Origin of the sequence: Streptomyces sp. G7(2002) (assembly GCF_028870195.1) — a bacterium.
Lineage (GTDB): Bacteria > Actinomycetota > Actinomycetes > Streptomycetales > Streptomycetaceae > Streptomyces > Streptomyces nigrescens.
In genome coordinates, this window is the sequence record NZ_CP102609.1 from 6,870,895 (window position 1) to 6,887,918 (window position 17,024).

Genomic DNA, 17,024 nt, shown 5'->3' on the forward strand with positions numbered 1-17,024 from the left:
CGGCCTGATGGCGGTGCCGCTCGCCTTCTTCGCGCTGTTCTTCGCCTATCCCGTAGTGGCGATCGTCGGACGGGGCCTCAAGGACGGCGGGCAGTGGCAGCTCAGCCGGTTCGGTGCCGTGCTGAGCGACCCGGACGTCGTGCATGTGCTGTGGTTCACCGTCTGGCAGGCGGCGGCCTCGACCGGGCTGACGCTGCTGATCGCGCTGCCCGGCGCCTATGTCTTCGCGCGCTTCGACTTCCCCGGCAAACAACTGCTGCGGGCGGTCGTGGCGGTCCCGTTCGTGCTGCCGACCGTCGTCGTCGGCTCGGCCTTCCTGGCGCTGGTCGGGCGGGGCGGACTGCTGGACGACCTGTGGGGCGTGCGCCTGGACACCTCGGTGTGGGCGATTCTGCTGGCGCATGTCTTCTTCAACTACGCCGTGGTCGTACGGACCGTCGGCGGGCTCTGGGGACAGCTCGATCCGCGTCAGGAAGAGGCGGCGCGGGTGCTGGGAGCCGGGCGGTTCGAGGCCTGGCGGCGGGTCACCCTGCCCGCGCTGGGGCCGGCCGTCGCGGCCGCCGCCCTGATGGTCTTTCTGTTCACCTTCACCTCCTTCGGGGTGGTGCAGATCCTGGGCGGCCCCACCTTCTCGACGCTGGAGGTGGAGATCTACCGGCAGACCGCGGACTTCCTGGATCTGCCGACGGCCGCCGTCCTCACCATGATCCAATTCGCCGCGGTGCTGGGCGTACTGGCGCTGCACGCCTGGACCGTGCGCCGCCGGGAATCCGCGCTCCGGCTCGTGGACGCGTCGCAGACGGCCCGCCGGCCGCGCGGCCGCGGCCAGTGGGCGCTGCTGTGGGGGACGTTCGCCGTCATCGCCGTGCTGCTGCTCGTGCCGCTGGTGGTGCTCGTGGAGCGGTCGTTCGCCGGGCCGGACGGCTACGGAGCGGTCTTCTACGCCTCGCTGGCCTCCGCCGCGAGCGCCGACAGCACCTTCGCCGTCGCCCCCCTCGACGCCCTGTGGAACTCCCTCGCCTACGGGGCCGCGGCCACCGTGATCGCGCTGGTGGTGGGCGGACTGGCGGCTGCCGCCCTGACCCTCCCCAGGCTGCGCCGCGGCCCGTCCGGGCGGACCCCCGTGGTCAGCCGGTTCGTCCGCGGATTCGACGTGCTGCTGATGCTGCCCCTGGGGGTCTCCGCGGTGACCGTGGGCTTCGGCTTCCTGATCACCCTCGACGAACCCCCGCTCGATCTGCGCGCCTCGTGGTGGCTGGTCCCGCTCGCCCAGGCGCTGGTGGGGGTGCCGTTCGTGGTCCGGACGATGCTGCCGGTCCTTCGGGCGGTCGACAGCCGGCTGCGGGAGGCGGCCGCCGTGCTCGGCGCCTCGCCCTGGCGGGTGTGGCGCGAGGTCGACCTGCCGCTGGTGCGGCGGGCGCTGCTGATCGCCGCGGGCTTCGCCTTCGCCGTGTCGCTCGGTGAGTTCGGCGCGACGGTCTTCATCGCGCGGCCGGACCAGCCGACGCTGCCGGTCGCCGTGGCGCGGCTGCTGGGGCGTGCGGGGGAGCTCAACTACGGGCAGGCGATGGCCCTGTCGACCATCCTGATGGTGGTGTGCGCCGCCGCCCTGCTGGTACTGGAGCGCCTCCGCCCCATCGACCGATCCGGGGAGTTCTAGATGACGGCACGGGCCGGGAGCACGGCACAGGAGCTGCTGCGGCTGGGCGGGGTGACCGTCCGCTTCCACGCGGGTGGGCGCCCCGCGCTGGACGCGGTGGATCTGGAGGTCGCCGCCCACGAAATCGTGTGCGTCCTGGGGCCGAGCGGCAGCGGTAAGTCCACTCTGCTGAGGGTGGTCGCCGGGCTCCAACAGGCCGACGCGGGACAGGTGTTGCTGGAGGGGCGGGACCAGTCGGGAGTGCCCACCCACCGGCGCGGGGTCGGCCTGATGTTCCAGGACCACCAGCTCTTCCCGCAGCGCGATGTCGCGGGCAATGTCGCCTTCGGGCTGCGGATGCGGCGTTCCCCGCGCGGTGACCAGGAGCGTACGGTCGCCGAACTCCTGGATCTCGTCGGGCTGCCGGGCGCCCAGCGGCGCGCCGTGGCATCCCTGTCCGGCGGCGAACAGCAGCGGGTCGCCCTGGCCCGCGCCCTGGCCCCGCGCCCCCGTCTGCTGATGCTGGACGAGCCCCTCGGCCAGCTCGACCGCGGACTGCGCGAACGGCTGGTCGTCGAACTCCGACGGCTCTTCCACGAGTTGGGCACCACCGTGCTGGCCGTCACCCACGACCAGGGCGAGGCCTTCGCGCTCGCGGACCGGGTCGTGGTGATGCAGGACGGCCGGATCGCACAGACCGGCACCCCGCTGGAGGTCTGGCAGCGGCCCGCCACCGAATTCGTCGCCCGCTTCCTCGGCTTCGACAACGTGGTCGAGGCGACGGTGCAGGGCGAGGCCGCCGCCACCCCCTGGGGGAAGGTGCCCGTCCCGGCGGCCACCCCGGACGGGCCGTGCCGGCTGCTCGTCCGTCCGGCCGGGGTACGGCTGACGGCCGCCCCCGAGGGCCTGCCGTGCACGGTCGCCGCCCGTACCTTCCGCGGCACGCATGTCGCGCTGCTGCTCCAGCCGTCCGGCGGACCGCAGGTGGAGGCGGCCTGCGCGCTGCGGGACGCGCCCGAAGTGGGCGAGCGGGTGGGCATCGCCTTCCATGCGCAGGACGTGGTGGTGCTGGACGCCTCCGCCGCGGCGGGCTGACCGCGCGGAGGGGCGGCCGGCGGGGCGCCGGGCCGTGGGCCGCTACCGGGCGCCCCGCGTCCGCCAGTTGTGCCGTGCAGGACCGGAGGCGGCCTCAGCGGGCCGCGACCTCCGTGGGCAGCTCGTCGGCCTCCGGTGACCCGGCCTGAGGCGCGCCGGGCTCCGGCTCCGGCTCGCCGAACCAGGCGACCGCGACGGCGCCGGCCACCGCCACCACGAAGCCGAGGACGGCGACCCAGGCGAAGCCCGGACGGGAGGAGTCCCCCAGCCACAGCACGCCGAGAATGCCGGGTACCACCGTCTCGCCCACCACCAGCGCCGCCGTGGCGCCGTTCACCGAGCCGATCTGCAGGGCGACGGTGTGCAGATACATGCCCCCGATACCGGCGACGAGAATCGCGTACAGGGCGGGGTCGCCGAGCAGGGACGGCAGGTGGAAGGGGTCCACACCGTTCAGCACCCGTACGCCGACACCGAGCGCGCCGAACCCCAGACCGGAGAGCAGGCCCGCCAGGATCGCGGCCCGTCCGCCGAGCAGACGCACGATCAGCGTGCCGCCGCCGATGAGCACGACGGTGGCGACGAGCAGCCACCAGTGTGTGGCGATCGGTGTGTGGCCGCTGCCCTCCGGCCCCGCGGCCGTGGCCAGCAGCACCAGTGCCGCACAGACCACGCCGATGGAGGACCACTCGGCCCGGCTGAGCCGGATGCCGAGAAGCTTGATGCCCAGTACGGCCGTGATCACGAGATTGGCGCTGATCACGGTCTGGGAGAGGAACAGCGGCAGCAGCCGGGCCGCCAGCGCGCCCAGCCCGAACCCGACGAAGTCCAGCACCGTGCCCACCATGAACTCCCAGGTCACGGCCGCCTTCGCGGTCGAAGACAGGCTGGGCCCGCCATGCTGGGTGACACCGGAGGCGGAGGACTTGGCCGCCTCCCGGCGGGCGGATTTGCGGGAGCCCACCGCCTGCAGGACCGATCCCGTGCCGTAGCAGGCCGACGCCGCCACGGCCGTCAGAAGACCGATGATCACCAAGAGCTCCGTTCGCCCGCTGTCTGCATTACCTGTTCATTACCTTCCTGGCAGACGTGCATTTGGGGACGGGAGTTGCCTCCGGTGGCCAACACATCGAGTCGTCGGCCTACGGAGGCGGCGTCCGGCCTTCGGCGCAGGAGAGGCGGAGGGCGACAACCGTGTCAGGACGGCGTCTGGGTGCGGAGGCGGGCCAGCGCGTCCGGGGCTTCGTCCACCGAGTCGACCAGGGCGATCCGGGTCGCCATGGGCCGGTCCGCGGCGAGTGCCTGGAGCAGCGGCCAGGTGGGGAGCTTCTCGGTCCAGTGCGCGCGGTTCACCAGCACCATCGGGGTCGGCTCGCCCCGCGACTGGTAGTAGTTCGGCGTCGCATTGTCGAAGATCTCCTGGACGGTCCCGGCCGCGCCCGGCAGGAACACGACGCCGGCGGTGGAGCGCGCCAGCAGGCCGTCCTCGCGCACCGCGTTGACGAAGTACTTCGCTATGTGGGAGGCAAAGGCGTTCGGCGGCTCATGGCCGTAGAACCAGGTGGGGATGCCGACCGAGGCGCCGCCGCCCGGCCGGCTGTGCCGTATCTCGAAGGCGGCCCGCGCCCAGTCCGTGACGGACGGGGTGAAGTGCGGTGTCTTGGCGAGGAGTTCCAGCGCCGAGTCGAGCATCTCGTCCTCGAAGGGCGCGGCGTACGCCCCGAGGTTCGCCGCCTCCATCGCGCCGGGGCCGCCACCGGTCGCGACGGTCAGCCCGTCGCGGGTGAGCCGGCGGCCGAGCCGGGCCGCGCCCGCATAGGCCGCGGAGCCGCGCTCCAGGGCGTGGCCACCCATGACGCCCACCACCTGGGTACCGGCGAGGTGTTCGTCCAGGGCGTCGGAGACGGCGTCGTCATGGATGCTGCGCAGCATCGAGGCGAAGATGTCGCCGTCCGACTTGGTGTCCTGATACCAGCGGTAGGTGCGGGCGTCCGGCGTGGCGTCGAAGCCGGTGCCGGCCAGCCCGTCGAAGAGCTCGTCCGGGCCGTACAGGCCGCCCCGGTAGGGATCGAACGGCAGGCCCGGTACGGGAGGGAAGACCAGGGCGCCACCGGCGCGTATCTTGGCGGCGGCGTCCGGCTCCATGACGCAGCCGAGGAACACGGACTCCGTGGTGTCCGCGCTGAGCAGCGCGAAGGTACGGTCCGTCAGATCGACCGACTGGACGCGATGTCCGGCGAGGCTGCCCGAGGCGACGACCTGGTCGAACTCCTCCAGGGACTCGATCTCGCGGTCGTCGTGGTCGTGGTGGGTGTGGGTGCGGCGGGACGCTGAGGGCTGTGAATTCGACTGCACGTCCGTCATGTTAGGACCGCAGTGTGGCCACCAGCGGGCCGAGGTGTCCGTCCGCGGCCGCCGCGTCGAGTGCGGCGCGCAGCGCACTGTCGTAGGTCGGGCGCGCCTGCCGCTGTACGTCCCGGCCCTCGTCAGTGATCACGCTGTACACGCCGCGCCGGTCATCGGGGCACAGATCGCGGCGGGTCAGCCCGGACGACTCCAGGCGGGAGGCCAGCCGGCTCACGGAACTCTGGTTGAGGCCGATGAGGTCGGCGAGCTCCTGCATCCGCAGCTCGCCGTCGTCCGCCTCGGCCAGCCTGGCCAGCGCGCGGTACTCGGACAGCCCGATGCTGTGGTGCTGCTGCAGGGCCTTCGCCAGCTCCTGCTCGACGCGTGTGTGCAGCGCTCCGAGCCGGTCCCAGTGCTCCGCGTCCATCGCCCTCTGCCTTCTGCCGCTCTCTTCTGCGTTTTCACCGTGCGTCGCCGGGCTCTTGACAGCAGCGTACATGCAGCAGAAACTTATGTATGCGCATGCAAGGAATGTATGTGCATGGATCCGAGGGGGAGAGTGATGACGATGTCGGTGGACGTTGCCGCCGAAGGGCAGGGCCGGCGAGAGATCGAGCGGATCGCCACGACTCCCGACTGGTATGAGCCGCACAAGATCTCGCAGGCCATCAGGGCGGGCGGACTGATCCATGTCTCGGGCCAGGCGGGTATCGACGAGCGGGGCCGGACCGTCGCCGACGACTTCCTGACGCAGGGGCGCCAGGCGTTCGCGAATGTCGAGCGGGTGCTCGCCGCCGCTGGTGCCTCGCTCGCCGATGTGGTGAAGGTGGGCGTCTTCATCACGGACATGGCTGCCGACGCCGGCCAGCTCCTCACGCTGCGCGAGGAGTTCCTGTCCGAGCCCTATCCCGCGGAGACGCTGGTGGAGGTGTCCTCGCTGGCCCAGCCGGAATGGCGGATAGAGGTGGAGGCCACGGCGCTCGCGCGCTGAGGAGCGCCGCCCCCGCCGCACCGGATCACGCGGTGGTACGGACGGGGGCGCCGGGGGCAGCTCATTCCCGGTGGTGCCGCGGGCTGTTGTGCAGTCCCGGGCGGGCGGGGCCGCTGCTCGACGGCGGGGTGGTCGCTCGGCGGTGGGGCGGTCGGCCGGCGGTGGGGCGGTCGGCCGGTCGGCCCGCCGGCCGCGCTGACATGGCCGACGCCGTCACGGGAACGGGCCGCCCTTGCCCCCCACACCCACACCCCTCAATGCACCAGCGGAAGCGTGGCCATCTCCGCGACGGTCCAGGTCAGGGGGGCCAGGACGAGGACCAGAGCCAGGAAGCGCAGGGCCGCGGCGCGGTGGAGGACGGAGGCGGACGCGCCCAGGCGGCGGAGGGCTGCCGTGGTGTGGGCGCGGGCCGAGCGGGATTCCAGCGCGGCGGTGAGCGCGCTGGCGGTGACACAGGCGAGGACGACTGCCGCGCCCACGGCGGTGAGCGGTCCGAACGGACGGGAGGGAGAGGCTTCGTACACCTTCACGGCGGCATACGCGGCGGAGCCGACCGCACACAGGACCCCGAGCGGGCGGCCGAGACGGTGCGACTCCTCCTGGAGTACGCGCCCGGACAGCAGACGCAGTGCGCCGGGGCGGCCGGCGCAGAGCAGTCGGCCGCACAGATGCACCAGACCGGGACCGGCCAGCACGAGACCGAAGGCCGACATCGCCCAGCCGGCGAGTACACCAGGGGGGCTGCCGACCAATCGGCCGGGGAGCGGCAGCAGTCCGCCGGCGGCGTGGGCGCCGCGGCTGGTGTACGCCTCGATCGCCAGGCCGGCCGCGGCCAGGGCGATGCCCCAGGGGAGACCTGAGGGCGGGGCGGTCCTGAGGCGGGTCCCGGTCTCGGGGGAGCCGGCCTCGTCGCGGGGGCGCAGGGAAACGGCGGTCGCGGCGGCGGCGGTCAGCGGCACGGTCGCCAGCAGCATCAGGGCGCCGACGAGAGGCACCGGGTGGCCGGCACCGAGCAGGTCGGCGTCGATACCGAGGGAGGAAGGGCGGCCGAGGTGGCCCAGACCGCCGAGGTCGCCGCGGAGCCGGAAGAACACCAGCAGGGACAGCAGGACGCCGAGGAAGCAGGTCAGTGCGGTGGAGGCGGTGGCGAGCAGGGTGAGACGGAGAGGTCCCAGGCCGGCGGCGGTCATCCCGCGCTGGAGACGGGCGGCGGGGTCCGTACGCGCCGTGGACACCGCGAACTGGGCGGTGGCGGCGAGCGGGGCCGCGCACCACAGCAGGCGCACCAACGACTCGTCGGCCGCGGACGGGTGGCCGGCGGCATGGCCGACGGTGGAGAGCAGGAGGAAGCCGGTGCCGGCCGCCGCGGCGGTGACGGAGAGGCGGCGCAGCAGGACGAGCGGGTGAGAGCCGCGGGCTAGACGGAGAGCGAGCACGCTGCCCTGCTTTCCTCATCGGAGGAACCGGTGCCGGCGGGCGCACCGGTCGACTGGTGGCCGTCGAGGAGCGCGAGGGACCGGTCGGCCAGCGTGGCGACATCGGGGTCATGGGTCGCCAGGACCACGGTGATCTGGTGTGAGCGGGCCGCGGTGGTGAGAGTGCGCAGCACCTGCGTGCCGTCCGCGCGGTGCAGCGGGGCGGTCGGCTCGTCGGCGAACAGCACCTGGGGGGTGGTGGCGAGGGCGCGGGCGATGGCGACGCGCTGGCGCTGGGACTGGTCGAGCTGCGCGGGGCGGCGGCTCGCGCACATACCGACGTCGAGGCGGTCCAGCCATTCGATCGCGGTGTGCTTGGCGGAGCGGGTGCCGGTGCCGCGGAGCAGGAGGGGGAGGGCGGCGTTCTCCCAGGCGGTGAGTTCGCCGACGAGGTGCGGTTCGGTGTCGATCCAGCCGAACCGGTCCAGACGCAGCCGTTCGCGGCTGGGGGAGGAGAGGGTGTGCACGGGGGCGCTGTTGAACCAGACCTCGCCCTCGGCCGGGACGAGTTGACCGGAGAGACATTTCAGGAGGGTGGTCTTACCACTGCCGCGCGGGCCGGTGACGGCGAGGATCTCGCCTTCGCGGACGCCGACGGAGACTCCGGCGAGGGCGGAGGTGCCGCCGTACGTGTGGTGCAGGCCGCGGGCCCAGAGAACGTCGTTGTCAGGCGGGGCCACCATCTGCGCACCTCTTGTTGTAGGCGTCGAATCGTTCCCCCGACCGGGTGAACGACCATGGAGGGTATCGGTCACAAGCACGGTAAGGATTGGTGACCCCCGGTATTCGCCGCTTGGCAGCACAACGGCCCAGATTCACTCGTATGGCTTGAAGTGAGTGAATCTGAGCCGCTGGATATTCAATTGTGTACGAGTGGACCGGGAGGTGCCGCGAGGGTCAGAGCTTGGTCCAGGCCTCGGTGAGGACTGTGCGCAGAATCTGCTCGATCTCGTCGAAGACCGACTGGTCGGCGATCAGCGGCGGGGCGAGCTGGATGACCGGGTCGCCACGGTCGTCGGCGCGGCAGTAGAGACCGTTGTCGTACAGCGCCTTGGAGAGGAAGCCGTACAGGACACGCTCGGTCTCCTCCTCGTTGAAGGACTCCTTGGTGTTCTTGTCCTTGACGAGCTCGATGCCGTAGAAGAAGCCGTTGCCGCGGACGTCGCCGACGATCGGCAGGTCGTGCAGCTTCTGCAGGGTGCTCAGGAAGTTGCCCTCGTTGTCGAGGACGTGCTTGTTGAGGCCCTCGCGCTCGAAGATGTCGAGGTTGGCGACACCGACGGCCGCGGAGACCGGGTGGCCACCGAAGGTGTAGCCGTGCAGGAAGGTGTTGTCGCCCTTGTAGAACGGCTCGGCCAGGCGGTCGGAGATGATGCAGGCGCCGATCGGGGAGTAGCCCGAGGTCATGCCCTTGGCGCAGGTGATCATGTCCGGGACGTAGCCGAACTTGTCACAGGCGAACGTCGTGCCGAGGCGGCCGAAGGCGCAGATGACCTCGTCGGAGACGAGCAGCACGTCGTACTGGTCGCAGATCTCGCGGACCCGCTGGAAGTAGCCGGGGGGCGGCGGGAAGCAGCCGCCGGCGTTCTGCACCGGCTCCAGGAAGACCGCGGCGACGGTCTCCGGGCCCTCGAAGAGGATCTGCTGCTCGATCTGGTCGGCGGCCCAGCGGCCGAAGGCCTCGGGGTCGTCACCGTGGATCGGGGCGCGGTAGATGTTGGTGTTCGGGACCTTGTGCGCGCCGGGGACCAGCGGCTCGAAGGGGGCCTTCAGGCCCGGCAGGCCGGTGATGGACAGGGCGCCCTGCGGGGTGCCGTGGTAGGCCACCGCGCGGGATATCACCTTGTGCTTCATCGGCTTGCCGACGAGCTTGAAGTACTGCTTGGCCAGCTTCCAGGCGGTCTCGACGGCCTCGCCGCCACCGGTGGTGAAGAAGACCTTGTTGAGGTCGCCGGGGGCCTCGTTGGCCAGTCGCTCGGCGAGCTCCACCGCCTTGGGGTGCGCGTAGGACCACACGGGGAAGAAGGCGAGCTCCTGCGCCTGCTTGTAGGCGGTCTCGGCGAGCTCGACCCGGCCGTGGCCGGCATTGACCACGAAGAGGCCGGCGAGGCCGTCGATGTAGCGCTTGCCCTTGTCGTCGTAGATGTTGGTGCCCTCACCGCGCACGATCGTGGGCACGGGGGCATTCTCGTACGACGACATGCGGGTGAAGTGCATCCACAGGTGGTCGTATGCCGTCTTGGAGAGGTCGCCGCTCATTGCTATCTCGTTCCCCAGGTGTAGGTCTGCTTCCGGAGCTTGAGGTAAACGAAGCTCTCGGTGGATCGGACGCCGGGAAGCGTGCGGATCCGCTTGTTGATCATTTCCAGAAGGTGGTCGTCGTCCTCGCAGACGATCTCGATGATGAGATCGAAGGAGCCTGCCGTCATGACGACGTACTCGACCTCTTCCATGGTCGTCAGGGCGTCGGCCACGGGGTCGAGGTCACCTTCGACGTTGATGCCGACCATTGCCTGCCGCCGGAAACCGACCGTGAGGGGGTCGGTGACCGCGACGATCTGCATCACGCCTTGGTCGAGCAGTTTCTGTACGCGCTGGCGTACCGCCGCTTCGGACAGGCCGACGGCCTTGCCGATCGCGGCGTACGGACGGCGCCCGTCCTCCTGGAGCTGCTCGATGATCGCCAGGGAGACGGAGTCAATCGACGGGGTGCCGTTTCTGTCACGAGTGGCCACGCCGTTCACTGTGCACGAGCCTCGTCTGTCTTGCAACCCCAAAGCGATGAAATTAGTCGTGTCGCGATCGAAATTTCACTGATTCCGTTGTTCCTGGGTGGCGGGTGTGTTGAAAACGTGGGAACCATGGCTAGGGTGGATGTCCAAACCACCAGACTTCTGACTGAAGGGGGCGCACAGTGACCACCGCACTGCGTCGTCTGCGCAACTACATCGACGGGGAGTTCCGGGACGCCGCCGACGGGCGGACCACGGAGGTGGTCAACCCCGCTACGGGTGAGGCGTACGCCACCGCCCCGCTCTCGGCCGCCGCCGACGTGGACGCCGCGATGGCTGCCGCCGAGGCCGCGTTCCCCGCCTGGCGTGACCTGATCCCGGCCGAGCGCCAGAAGGTCCTGCTGAAGATCGCCGACCGCTTCGAGGAGCGGGCGGAGGAGCTGATCGCCGCCGAGTCGGAGAACTGCGGCAAGCCGATCGCGCTCGTACGCTCCGAGGAAATCCCGCCGATGGTGGACCAGATCCGCTTCTTCGCGGGTGCCGCCCGGATGCTGGAGGGCCGCGCGTCCGGTGAGTACATGGAGGGCTTCACCTCCATCATCCGCCGCGAGCCGGTCGGCGTCTGCGCCCAGGTCGCGCCGTGGAACTACCCGATGATGATGGCCGTGTGGAAGTTCGCCCCGGCGCTGGCCGCGGGCAACACCGTCGTCATCAAGCCGTCCGACACCACCCCGGCCTCCACGGTGCTGATCGCCGACATCATCGGCAGCGTGCTGGACGAACTCGGCCACTCCCGCGGCGTCTTCAACGTCATCTGCGGTGACCGCGAGACCGGCCGCCTGATGGTCGAGCACAAGATCCCGGCGATGGCCTCGATCACCGGCTCCGTGCGGGCCGGTATGCAGGTCGCCGAGTCCGCCTCCAAGGACCTCAAGCGGGTCCACCTGGAGCTGGGCGGCAAGGCGCCGGTCGTCGTCTTCGAGGACACCGACATCCCCAAGGCCGTCGAGGACATCTCGGTCGCCGGCTACTTCAACGCCGGCCAGGACTGTACGGCCGCCACCCGCGTCCTCGTCCACGAGTCCATCCACGACGAGTTCGTCACCGCGCTGGCCAAGGCCGCCTCGGAGACCAAGACCGGCGCGGTCGACGACGAGGACGTGCTCTACGGCCCGCTGAACAACGCCAACCAGCTCAAGCAGGTCAAGGGCTTCATCGAGCGCCTGCCCGCGCACGCCAAGATCGAGGCGGGCGGCGAACAGGTCGGCGACAAGGGCTACTTCTTCGCCCCGACCGTCGTCTCGGGCCTCAAGCAGGACGACGAGATCGTCCAGCAGGAGGTCTTCGGCCCGGTCATCACCGTCCAGTCCTTCAGTGACGAGAAGCAGGCCGTGGAGTGGGCCAACGGCGTCGAGTACGCCCTGGCGTCCTCGGTGTGGACCAAGAACCACGCCCGCGCCATGCGGATGTCCAAGAGCCTCGACTTCGGCTGTGTGTGGATCAACACCCACATCCCGCTGGTCGCCGAGATGCCGCACGGCGGATTCAAGAAGTCCGGTTACGGCAAGGACCTTTCGGCCTACGGCTTCGACGACTACACCCGGATCAAGCACGTGATGACCTCCCTCGACGGCTGAGCCGGGGGACCCCCTCCCGTCGGGCGCCACGGAACGCTCGACACACCGTCGCGGGCGGAGGCCCGGCAACTGACGCTCTGTCTCTTGCCGCCTCCGCCCGTGGCGCGTGAGAGTGCTCGCCATGGCTGATCTTTCGCGGCGGGCGCTGCTCCGGGGTATGGGCGGACTGGGTGTGACGGGGGCGCTGGCCGCCATGACCGGATGCGGGGTGCCGCCGGCCTATGTCGAGGCGGCGGACCGCGGAGGCCCGGACCGTTCGGCACGGGACCGCAAGCTCGTCTTCGCCAACTGGCCGCTCTACATCGACGTCGACGACCAGCACAAGCAGCGCCGTCCCACCCTTGACGCCTTCGCTCGGCGCACCGGGGTCTCCGTCACGTACACCGAGGAGATCAACGACAACGACGAGTTCTTCGGCAAGATCAGCCCGGCGCTGATGAACCACCAGAGCACCGGCCGCGACCTGATCGTCATCAGCGACTGGATGTGCGCCCGGTTCGTCCGGCTGGGCTGGGTGCAGGAGATGGACCGTGCCGCCCAGCCGCACGTCGCACGGCATCTCGATCCGCTGCTGCGCTCCCCGCACTTCGACCCCGGCCGCAAGCACTCCGTTCCCTGGCAGTCCGGGATCACCGGTATCGCCTACAACCGCAAGAAGCTCGGCCGGGAGATCAAGCACACCGCCGACCTGTGGAAGGACGATCTGCGCGGCCGGGTCACCCTGCTCTCCGGGCTCGATGAATCATTCGCGATGCTCATGCAGGGCAACGGGGTGGACATCACCCGCTGGACGGCCGACGACTTCTACCGGATGACCGACCAGATCCGCCGCCTCGTGAGCAAGGGCCACATCAGGCGGTTCACCGGCAACGACTACATCAAGGACCTGGACTCCGGGGATGTGCTCGCCGCCCAGGCCTACTCGGGCGATGTGATCCAGCTCCAGGCGGACAACCCGGACATCGAGTTCGTGGTGCCGCAGGAGGGCGCGGAACTCTGGGCGGAGAGCCTGCTGATCCCCAACCTCGCCGAGCACAAGCGCAGCGCCGAGCGGCTGATCGACTACTACTACCGCCCGGAGGTGGCCGCGGACCTGGCCGCCTGGGTCAACTATGTCTGCCCCGTGCCGGCCGCGCGTGAGGTCCTCGCCTCCTCCAAGGACAAGGAGCGCGCCGCACTCGCCGAGGACCCGCTGATCTTCCCCGATGACGCGATGCGCAAGCGGCTGGTCATCGCCCGCGACATCACGTCGAAGGAGCGGACCGCGTTCGCCAAGGAGTGGAACGCGATCGTGGGGCTGTGAGCATGTCGGCTGCGCCGGCTGTGCGGTGTCCGCTGCGCCCGCCCCAACCTGCGGTGTTCTCTGCCGTGCGGCGCCTCCTTATATCCCGGCAACGATTACGGAGAGTAGTCAGTTCCCTCGTATTGAGTGATGCGGTGCTGTGTGATGCTCAGTGCCATGACGTCGTGTACGTGTCGATCTCGGCCGACAGGCGGGCCTTGGCCGGTGTGTCCATGAAGGAGGCCTCGACGGCGTTCTTGGCCAGGGCGGCCAGGCCCGTGGCGTCCAGCCCCAGCAGCCGGGCGGCGACGGCGTATTCGGTGTTGAGGTCCGTGCCGAACATCGGCGGGTCATCGCTGTTGATGGTGACCAGCACGCCCGCGTCGGCCATCTCCTTGAGGGGGTGCTCCTCCAGGGTGCGCACCGCGCGGGTGGCGATGTTGGAGGTGGGGCAGACCTCCAGCGGGATGCGGTGCTCGGCGAGATGGGCCAGCAGCCGGGGGTCCTGGGTGGCGCTGGTGCCATGGCCGATGCGCTCGGCGCCCAGCTCGTTGAGGGCGTCCCAGATCGTGCCGGGGCCGGTGGTCTCCCCGGCGTGCGGTACGGAGCGCAGACCGGCCGCGCGGGCGCGGTCGAAGTACGGCTTGAACTGCGGGCGCGGCACCCCGATCTCCGGGCCGCCGAGACCGAACGAGACCAGTCCCTCGGGCTGCAGATCGCAGGCGATCCTGGCGGTCTCCTCCGCGGCCTCCAGGCCCGCCTCCCCGGGGATGTCGAAGCACCAGCGCAGCACCACGCCCAGCTCCGACTCCGCCGCCTTGCGGGCGTCCTCGATGGCCTCGACGAACGCGGCGTCGGGGATACCGCGGCGGGTCGAGCTGAAGGGGGTGAGGGTCAGCTCGGCGTAGCGGATCTGCTGCCGCGCCATGTCCCGGGCGACCTCGTACGTCAGCAGCCGGACGTCCTCGGCATCGCGGATCAGGTCCACGACGGAGAGATAGACCTCGATGAAGTGCGCGAAGTCGCGGAAGGTGAAGTAGTCGGCCAGCGCTTCGGGGTCGGTGGGGACGGCGGAGTCGGGGTGCCGCGCCGCCAGTTCGGAGACGATGCGCGGCGAGGCCGATCCGACGTGGTGGACGTGCAGCTCCGCCTTGGGCAGGCCCGCGATGAAGGCATCGAGATCGGACAACGGTTCCTCCTGGTCAAAGGGTGCGCCGGGGTGCGGGGAACGGCCTGGCCATGCTAAGCCGGGCGGGGGCGGCCCGGGGCGACGGTTTGCGGACCTCTCCCAAGCGCCCGGCCGGAGCCACGGCCTGTCCTACGACGCCGCTCCGGCCTCTTCCCGCAGCCGCTGCCGGGCCGCCATCAGCGCGAAGCCCAGCAGATTCAGACCCCGCCAGCGTGCCGGGTCCGCGGCCCGCTCGTCGTCGGCGGCGAGGCCGATGCCCCATATCCGGTCCAGCGGACTGGCCTCGACCAGCACCCGGGAGTTCGTGCCGAGCAGGTACTCGCGCAGTGCGGCGTCCTGGCCGAACTTCTGGACGCTGCCCTCGACGACCAGGCCGAAGCGGTGCCGCTGCCAGGTCTCCTCGTCGAAGCCGCGGACCCGGCGCCCGGCGTCCTTGGCCTGCTTCGGGTGGGTCGCCGCGATCGCGCGCCGCTCCGCTTCCGCGTCATGGAACAGCCGGGCCTTGCCGGCCATCATCCAGTGTTCCGCGGTGGCGTACCGGACGCCGTCGACGGTGAAGGGGGCGGGCCACCACTGGCTGAAGCAGCTCGCGCCGAGGCTGCCGTCGCGGCGAGGGCTGTGGCCCCAGAAATAGACGTATTTGAGCCGCTTCCCGCGGGCGGTGGCCTGCCGCGCTTCCTCGACCGAGCGCGGTCCGTCCGCGGTGCGCCCGGCGGTGTCCCCTGTGGTGATCCCCGTGCCGTCGTGCATCATGCCGGGATTCTGTCAGCGGGCACTGACAACGTGTCGGGGCCCCTGCGGATGAAATCGCGTAATCCGTCGCGTAACCAAAAGGCAACAACGGAATCCCTTGTTGAGGCTCCTCTCCTCTGTCAAGATCAGCCATCGATTCCGGAAATAGCTACGCCAGGCAGAGCCGCTGAGCGGCGCCGGCGCCCGGCGGAGGAGAGCACCATGGATCACCGATTCGATGTCACCGAGCGGTTCGCCGAGGGCGCGCAATTCATCGCAGGCAGTCTCCGCGGCGGCAGCTCCGGCCGTACCCAGGACGTCGTGGACCCGGCGACCGGCGAGACGGTGTACTCCTACGAACTCGCGGGAACAGCGGATGTCGACGCGGCCGTGGAGGCCGCCCGGCAGGCGTTCCCGGAGTGGGGCGGCGCCACTCCGGGGGAGCGCTCCGACACCCTGCACCGTTTCGCCGCCGCGCTCGCCGAGGACGCGGCCGATCTCGCCTACGCGGAATCGCTGAACTGCGGAAAGCCGATCAAGCTCAGCAACGAGTTCGACGTACCGGGCTCGATCGACAACGCCGCCTTCTTCGCGGGGGCCGCCCGCCATCTGGAGGGCAAGGCGGCCGGCGAATACAGCGCCGACCACACCTCCGTCATCCGCCGTGAGCCCCTCGGCGTCGTCGGCTCCATCGCCCCGTGGAACTATCCGCTGCAGATGGCCGCCTGGAAGGTGCTGCCGGCCATCGCCGCGGGCAACACCATCGTCCTCAAGCCCGCCGAGATCACCCCGTTCACCTCGCTGCTGTTCGCCCAGGCCGCCCAGCGCGCCGGCCTGCCCGACGGGGTGCTCAACATCGTCTCCGGGGCGGGCCGGGACGCCGGTGAGCGTCTCGTCGGCCACCCCTCCGTCGCGATGACCTCCTTCACCGGCTCGACGGCCGTCGGCAAGCGGGTCGCCGAGATCGCCACCGGCACGGTCAAGCGACTGCACCTCGAACTCGGCGGCAAGGCCCCCTTCGTCGTCTTCGACGACGCGGATCTGGAGGCCGCCGTCCATGGAGCGGTCGCCGGATCGCTGATCAACACCGGCCAGGACTGCACCGCCGCCACCCGCGCCTACGTCCAGCGCCCGCTCTACGACGCCTTCGTCAGCGGCGTCGCCGACCTGATGGCGACCGTACGGCTCGGCGACCCCTTCGACCCGTCCACCGACCTGGGTCCGCTGATCTCGCACACCCAGCGCGACCGGGTGGCCGGTTTCGTCGACCGGGCGCGTGGCTACGCCACCGTTGTCACCGGCGGCGAGGCTCCCGGCGGCGAGCTGGCCAAGGGCGCCTACTACCGGCCGACGCTGATCGCCGGGGCCGCGCAGGACAGCGAGGTCGTGCAGTCCGAGATCTTCGGTCCGGTGCTGGTCGTGCTGCCCTTCGACAGCGACGACGAGGGCATCGCGCTGGCCAACGACACCCCCTACGGGCTGGCCGCCTCCGCGTGGAGCCGGGACGTCTACCGCACCGGCCGCGCCACCCGCGAGATCAACGCGGGCTGTGTCTGGGTCAACGACCACATCCCGATCATCAGCGAGATGCCGCACGGCGGCGCCAAGGCATCCGGCTTCGGCAAGGACATGTCGGCCTACTCCTTCGAGGAGTACACGCAGGTCAAGCACGTCATGTACGACAACACCGCGGTCGTGCGGAAGGACTGGCACCGCACGATCTTCGGGGACCGCCCGTAAGGGACGCTCCCCGCCGAGCACCACCGAGCACCACCGAGCACCACCGAGCACCACCGAGCACCACCGAGCCCCCCACCGGTCCCACTCCATGGGCCCACCCAGCGGCCAGCGCCGCGCGGCATCGTCACCACCGGCCGAGCGCCGGGCTCACCCCTGAAAGGGCACT

Annotated in this window: 15 protein-coding genes; 6 read left to right on the forward strand and 9 right to left on the reverse strand. The window is 70.6% G+C overall.

Going from position 1 to position 17,024, the window contains the following annotated elements:
• The first annotated feature begins 7 nt into the window (after positions 1-7).
• Together NUT86_RS29380 and NUT86_RS29385 are read left to right on the forward strand one after the other, a co-directional pair.
• Positions 8-1,660 (forward strand): ABC transporter permease, encoded by a 1,653-nt coding sequence (locus NUT86_RS29380; RefSeq protein ID WP_274740665.1) that lies wholly within the window; start codon positions 8-10, stop codon positions 1,658-1,660.
• Positions 1,661-2,734: an ABC transporter ATP-binding protein gene (locus NUT86_RS29385; RefSeq protein ID WP_093647052.1), complete on the forward strand. Its 1,074-nt coding sequence runs from the start codon at positions 1,661-1,663 to the stop codon at positions 2,732-2,734.
• A gap of 94 nt (positions 2,735-2,828) precedes the next feature.
• Here NUT86_RS29385 and NUT86_RS29390 read toward each other — a convergent pair whose 3' ends face one another.
• The 3 genes from NUT86_RS29390 to NUT86_RS29400 form a co-directional block, all read right to left on the reverse strand.
• Positions 2,829-3,767 carry a hypothetical protein gene (locus tag NUT86_RS29390; protein ID WP_018087121.1) on the reverse strand — a complete coding sequence of 313 codons (939 nt, stop codon included), beginning with the start codon at positions 3,765-3,767 and terminating at the stop codon, positions 2,829-2,831.
• 164 nt (positions 3,768-3,931) lie between these two features.
• Positions 3,932-5,098 carry an LOG family protein gene (locus NUT86_RS29395; protein WP_410177223.1) on the reverse strand — a complete coding sequence of 389 codons (1,167 nt, stop codon included), beginning with the start codon at positions 5,096-5,098 and terminating at the stop codon, positions 3,932-3,934.
• 1 nt (position 5,099) lies between these two features.
• A complete protein-coding gene (locus NUT86_RS29400; protein ID WP_018087119.1) occupies positions 5,100-5,507 on the reverse strand; it encodes a MarR family winged helix-turn-helix transcriptional regulator in 408 nt (135 codons plus the stop codon).
• 135 nt (positions 5,508-5,642) lie between these two features.
• On the opposite strand from NUT86_RS29400, the gene NUT86_RS29405 reads away from it, so the two are divergent.
• Positions 5,643-6,071, forward strand: coding sequence for a RidA family protein (locus tag NUT86_RS29405; RefSeq protein WP_148590019.1), 429 nt, complete (start codon positions 5,643-5,645; stop codon positions 6,069-6,071).
• 254 nt (positions 6,072-6,325) lie between these two features.
• On the opposite strand, the gene NUT86_RS29410 is transcribed toward NUT86_RS29405, so the two are convergent.
• The 4 genes from NUT86_RS29410 to NUT86_RS29425 all read right to left on the reverse strand — a co-directional run bounded on the left by NUT86_RS29410 (position 6,326) and on the right by NUT86_RS29425 (position 10,281).
• Positions 6,326-7,507 (reverse strand): hypothetical protein, encoded by a 1,182-nt coding sequence (locus tag NUT86_RS29410; RefSeq protein WP_159485940.1) that lies wholly within the window; start codon positions 7,505-7,507, stop codon positions 6,326-6,328.
• Positions 7,489-8,229, reverse strand: a complete 741-nt coding sequence (locus tag NUT86_RS29415; RefSeq protein WP_109892818.1) for an ABC transporter ATP-binding protein — start codon at positions 8,227-8,229, stop codon at positions 7,489-7,491. Before NUT86_RS29415 ends, NUT86_RS29410 begins: the two co-directional genes overlap by 19 nt.
• A 214-nt stretch (positions 8,230-8,443) precedes the next feature.
• Positions 8,444-9,805 carry an aspartate aminotransferase family protein gene (locus NUT86_RS29420; RefSeq protein WP_018087115.1) on the reverse strand — a complete coding sequence of 454 codons (1,362 nt, stop codon included), beginning with the start codon at positions 9,803-9,805 and terminating at the stop codon, positions 8,444-8,446.
• A gap of 2 nt (positions 9,806-9,807) precedes the next feature.
• Positions 9,808-10,281, reverse strand: coding sequence for an Lrp/AsnC family transcriptional regulator (locus NUT86_RS29425; RefSeq protein WP_018087114.1), 474 nt, complete (start codon positions 10,279-10,281; stop codon positions 9,808-9,810).
• Between the two features lie 179 nt (positions 10,282-10,460).
• Between NUT86_RS29425 and NUT86_RS29430 the strand changes: the two genes are divergently transcribed.
• Both NUT86_RS29430 and NUT86_RS29435 read left to right on the forward strand, forming a co-directional pair.
• Positions 10,461-11,915: a gamma-aminobutyraldehyde dehydrogenase gene (locus NUT86_RS29430; protein WP_266445275.1), complete on the forward strand. Its 1,455-nt coding sequence runs from the start codon at positions 10,461-10,463 to the stop codon at positions 11,913-11,915.
• Between the two features lie 121 nt (positions 11,916-12,036).
• On the forward strand, positions 12,037-13,218 hold the full coding sequence (locus tag NUT86_RS29435; protein WP_274738401.1) for a polyamine ABC transporter substrate-binding protein: 1,182 nt from the start codon (positions 12,037-12,039) through the stop codon (positions 13,216-13,218).
• 148 nt (positions 13,219-13,366) lie between these two features.
• Here the strand turns inward: NUT86_RS29435 and NUT86_RS29440 are convergent, their stop codons facing one another.
• A complete protein-coding gene (locus NUT86_RS29440) occupies positions 13,367-14,386 on the reverse strand; it encodes an adenosine deaminase (protein ID WP_266445272.1) in 1,020 nt (339 codons plus the stop codon).
• A 129-nt stretch (positions 14,387-14,515) separates the two neighbouring features.
• A complete protein-coding gene (locus tag NUT86_RS29445) occupies positions 14,516-15,139 on the reverse strand; it encodes an NADAR family protein (RefSeq protein ID WP_148589699.1) in 624 nt (207 codons plus the stop codon).
• Positions 15,140-15,340: 201 nt separating this feature from the next.
• Here NUT86_RS29445 and NUT86_RS29450 point away from each other — a divergent pair, with 201 nt between their 5' ends.
• Positions 15,341-16,858, forward strand: a complete 1,518-nt coding sequence (locus NUT86_RS29450) for a gamma-aminobutyraldehyde dehydrogenase (protein ID WP_148589700.1) — start codon at positions 15,341-15,343, stop codon at positions 16,856-16,858.
• The last annotated feature ends 166 nt before the right edge of the window (positions 16,859-17,024 follow it).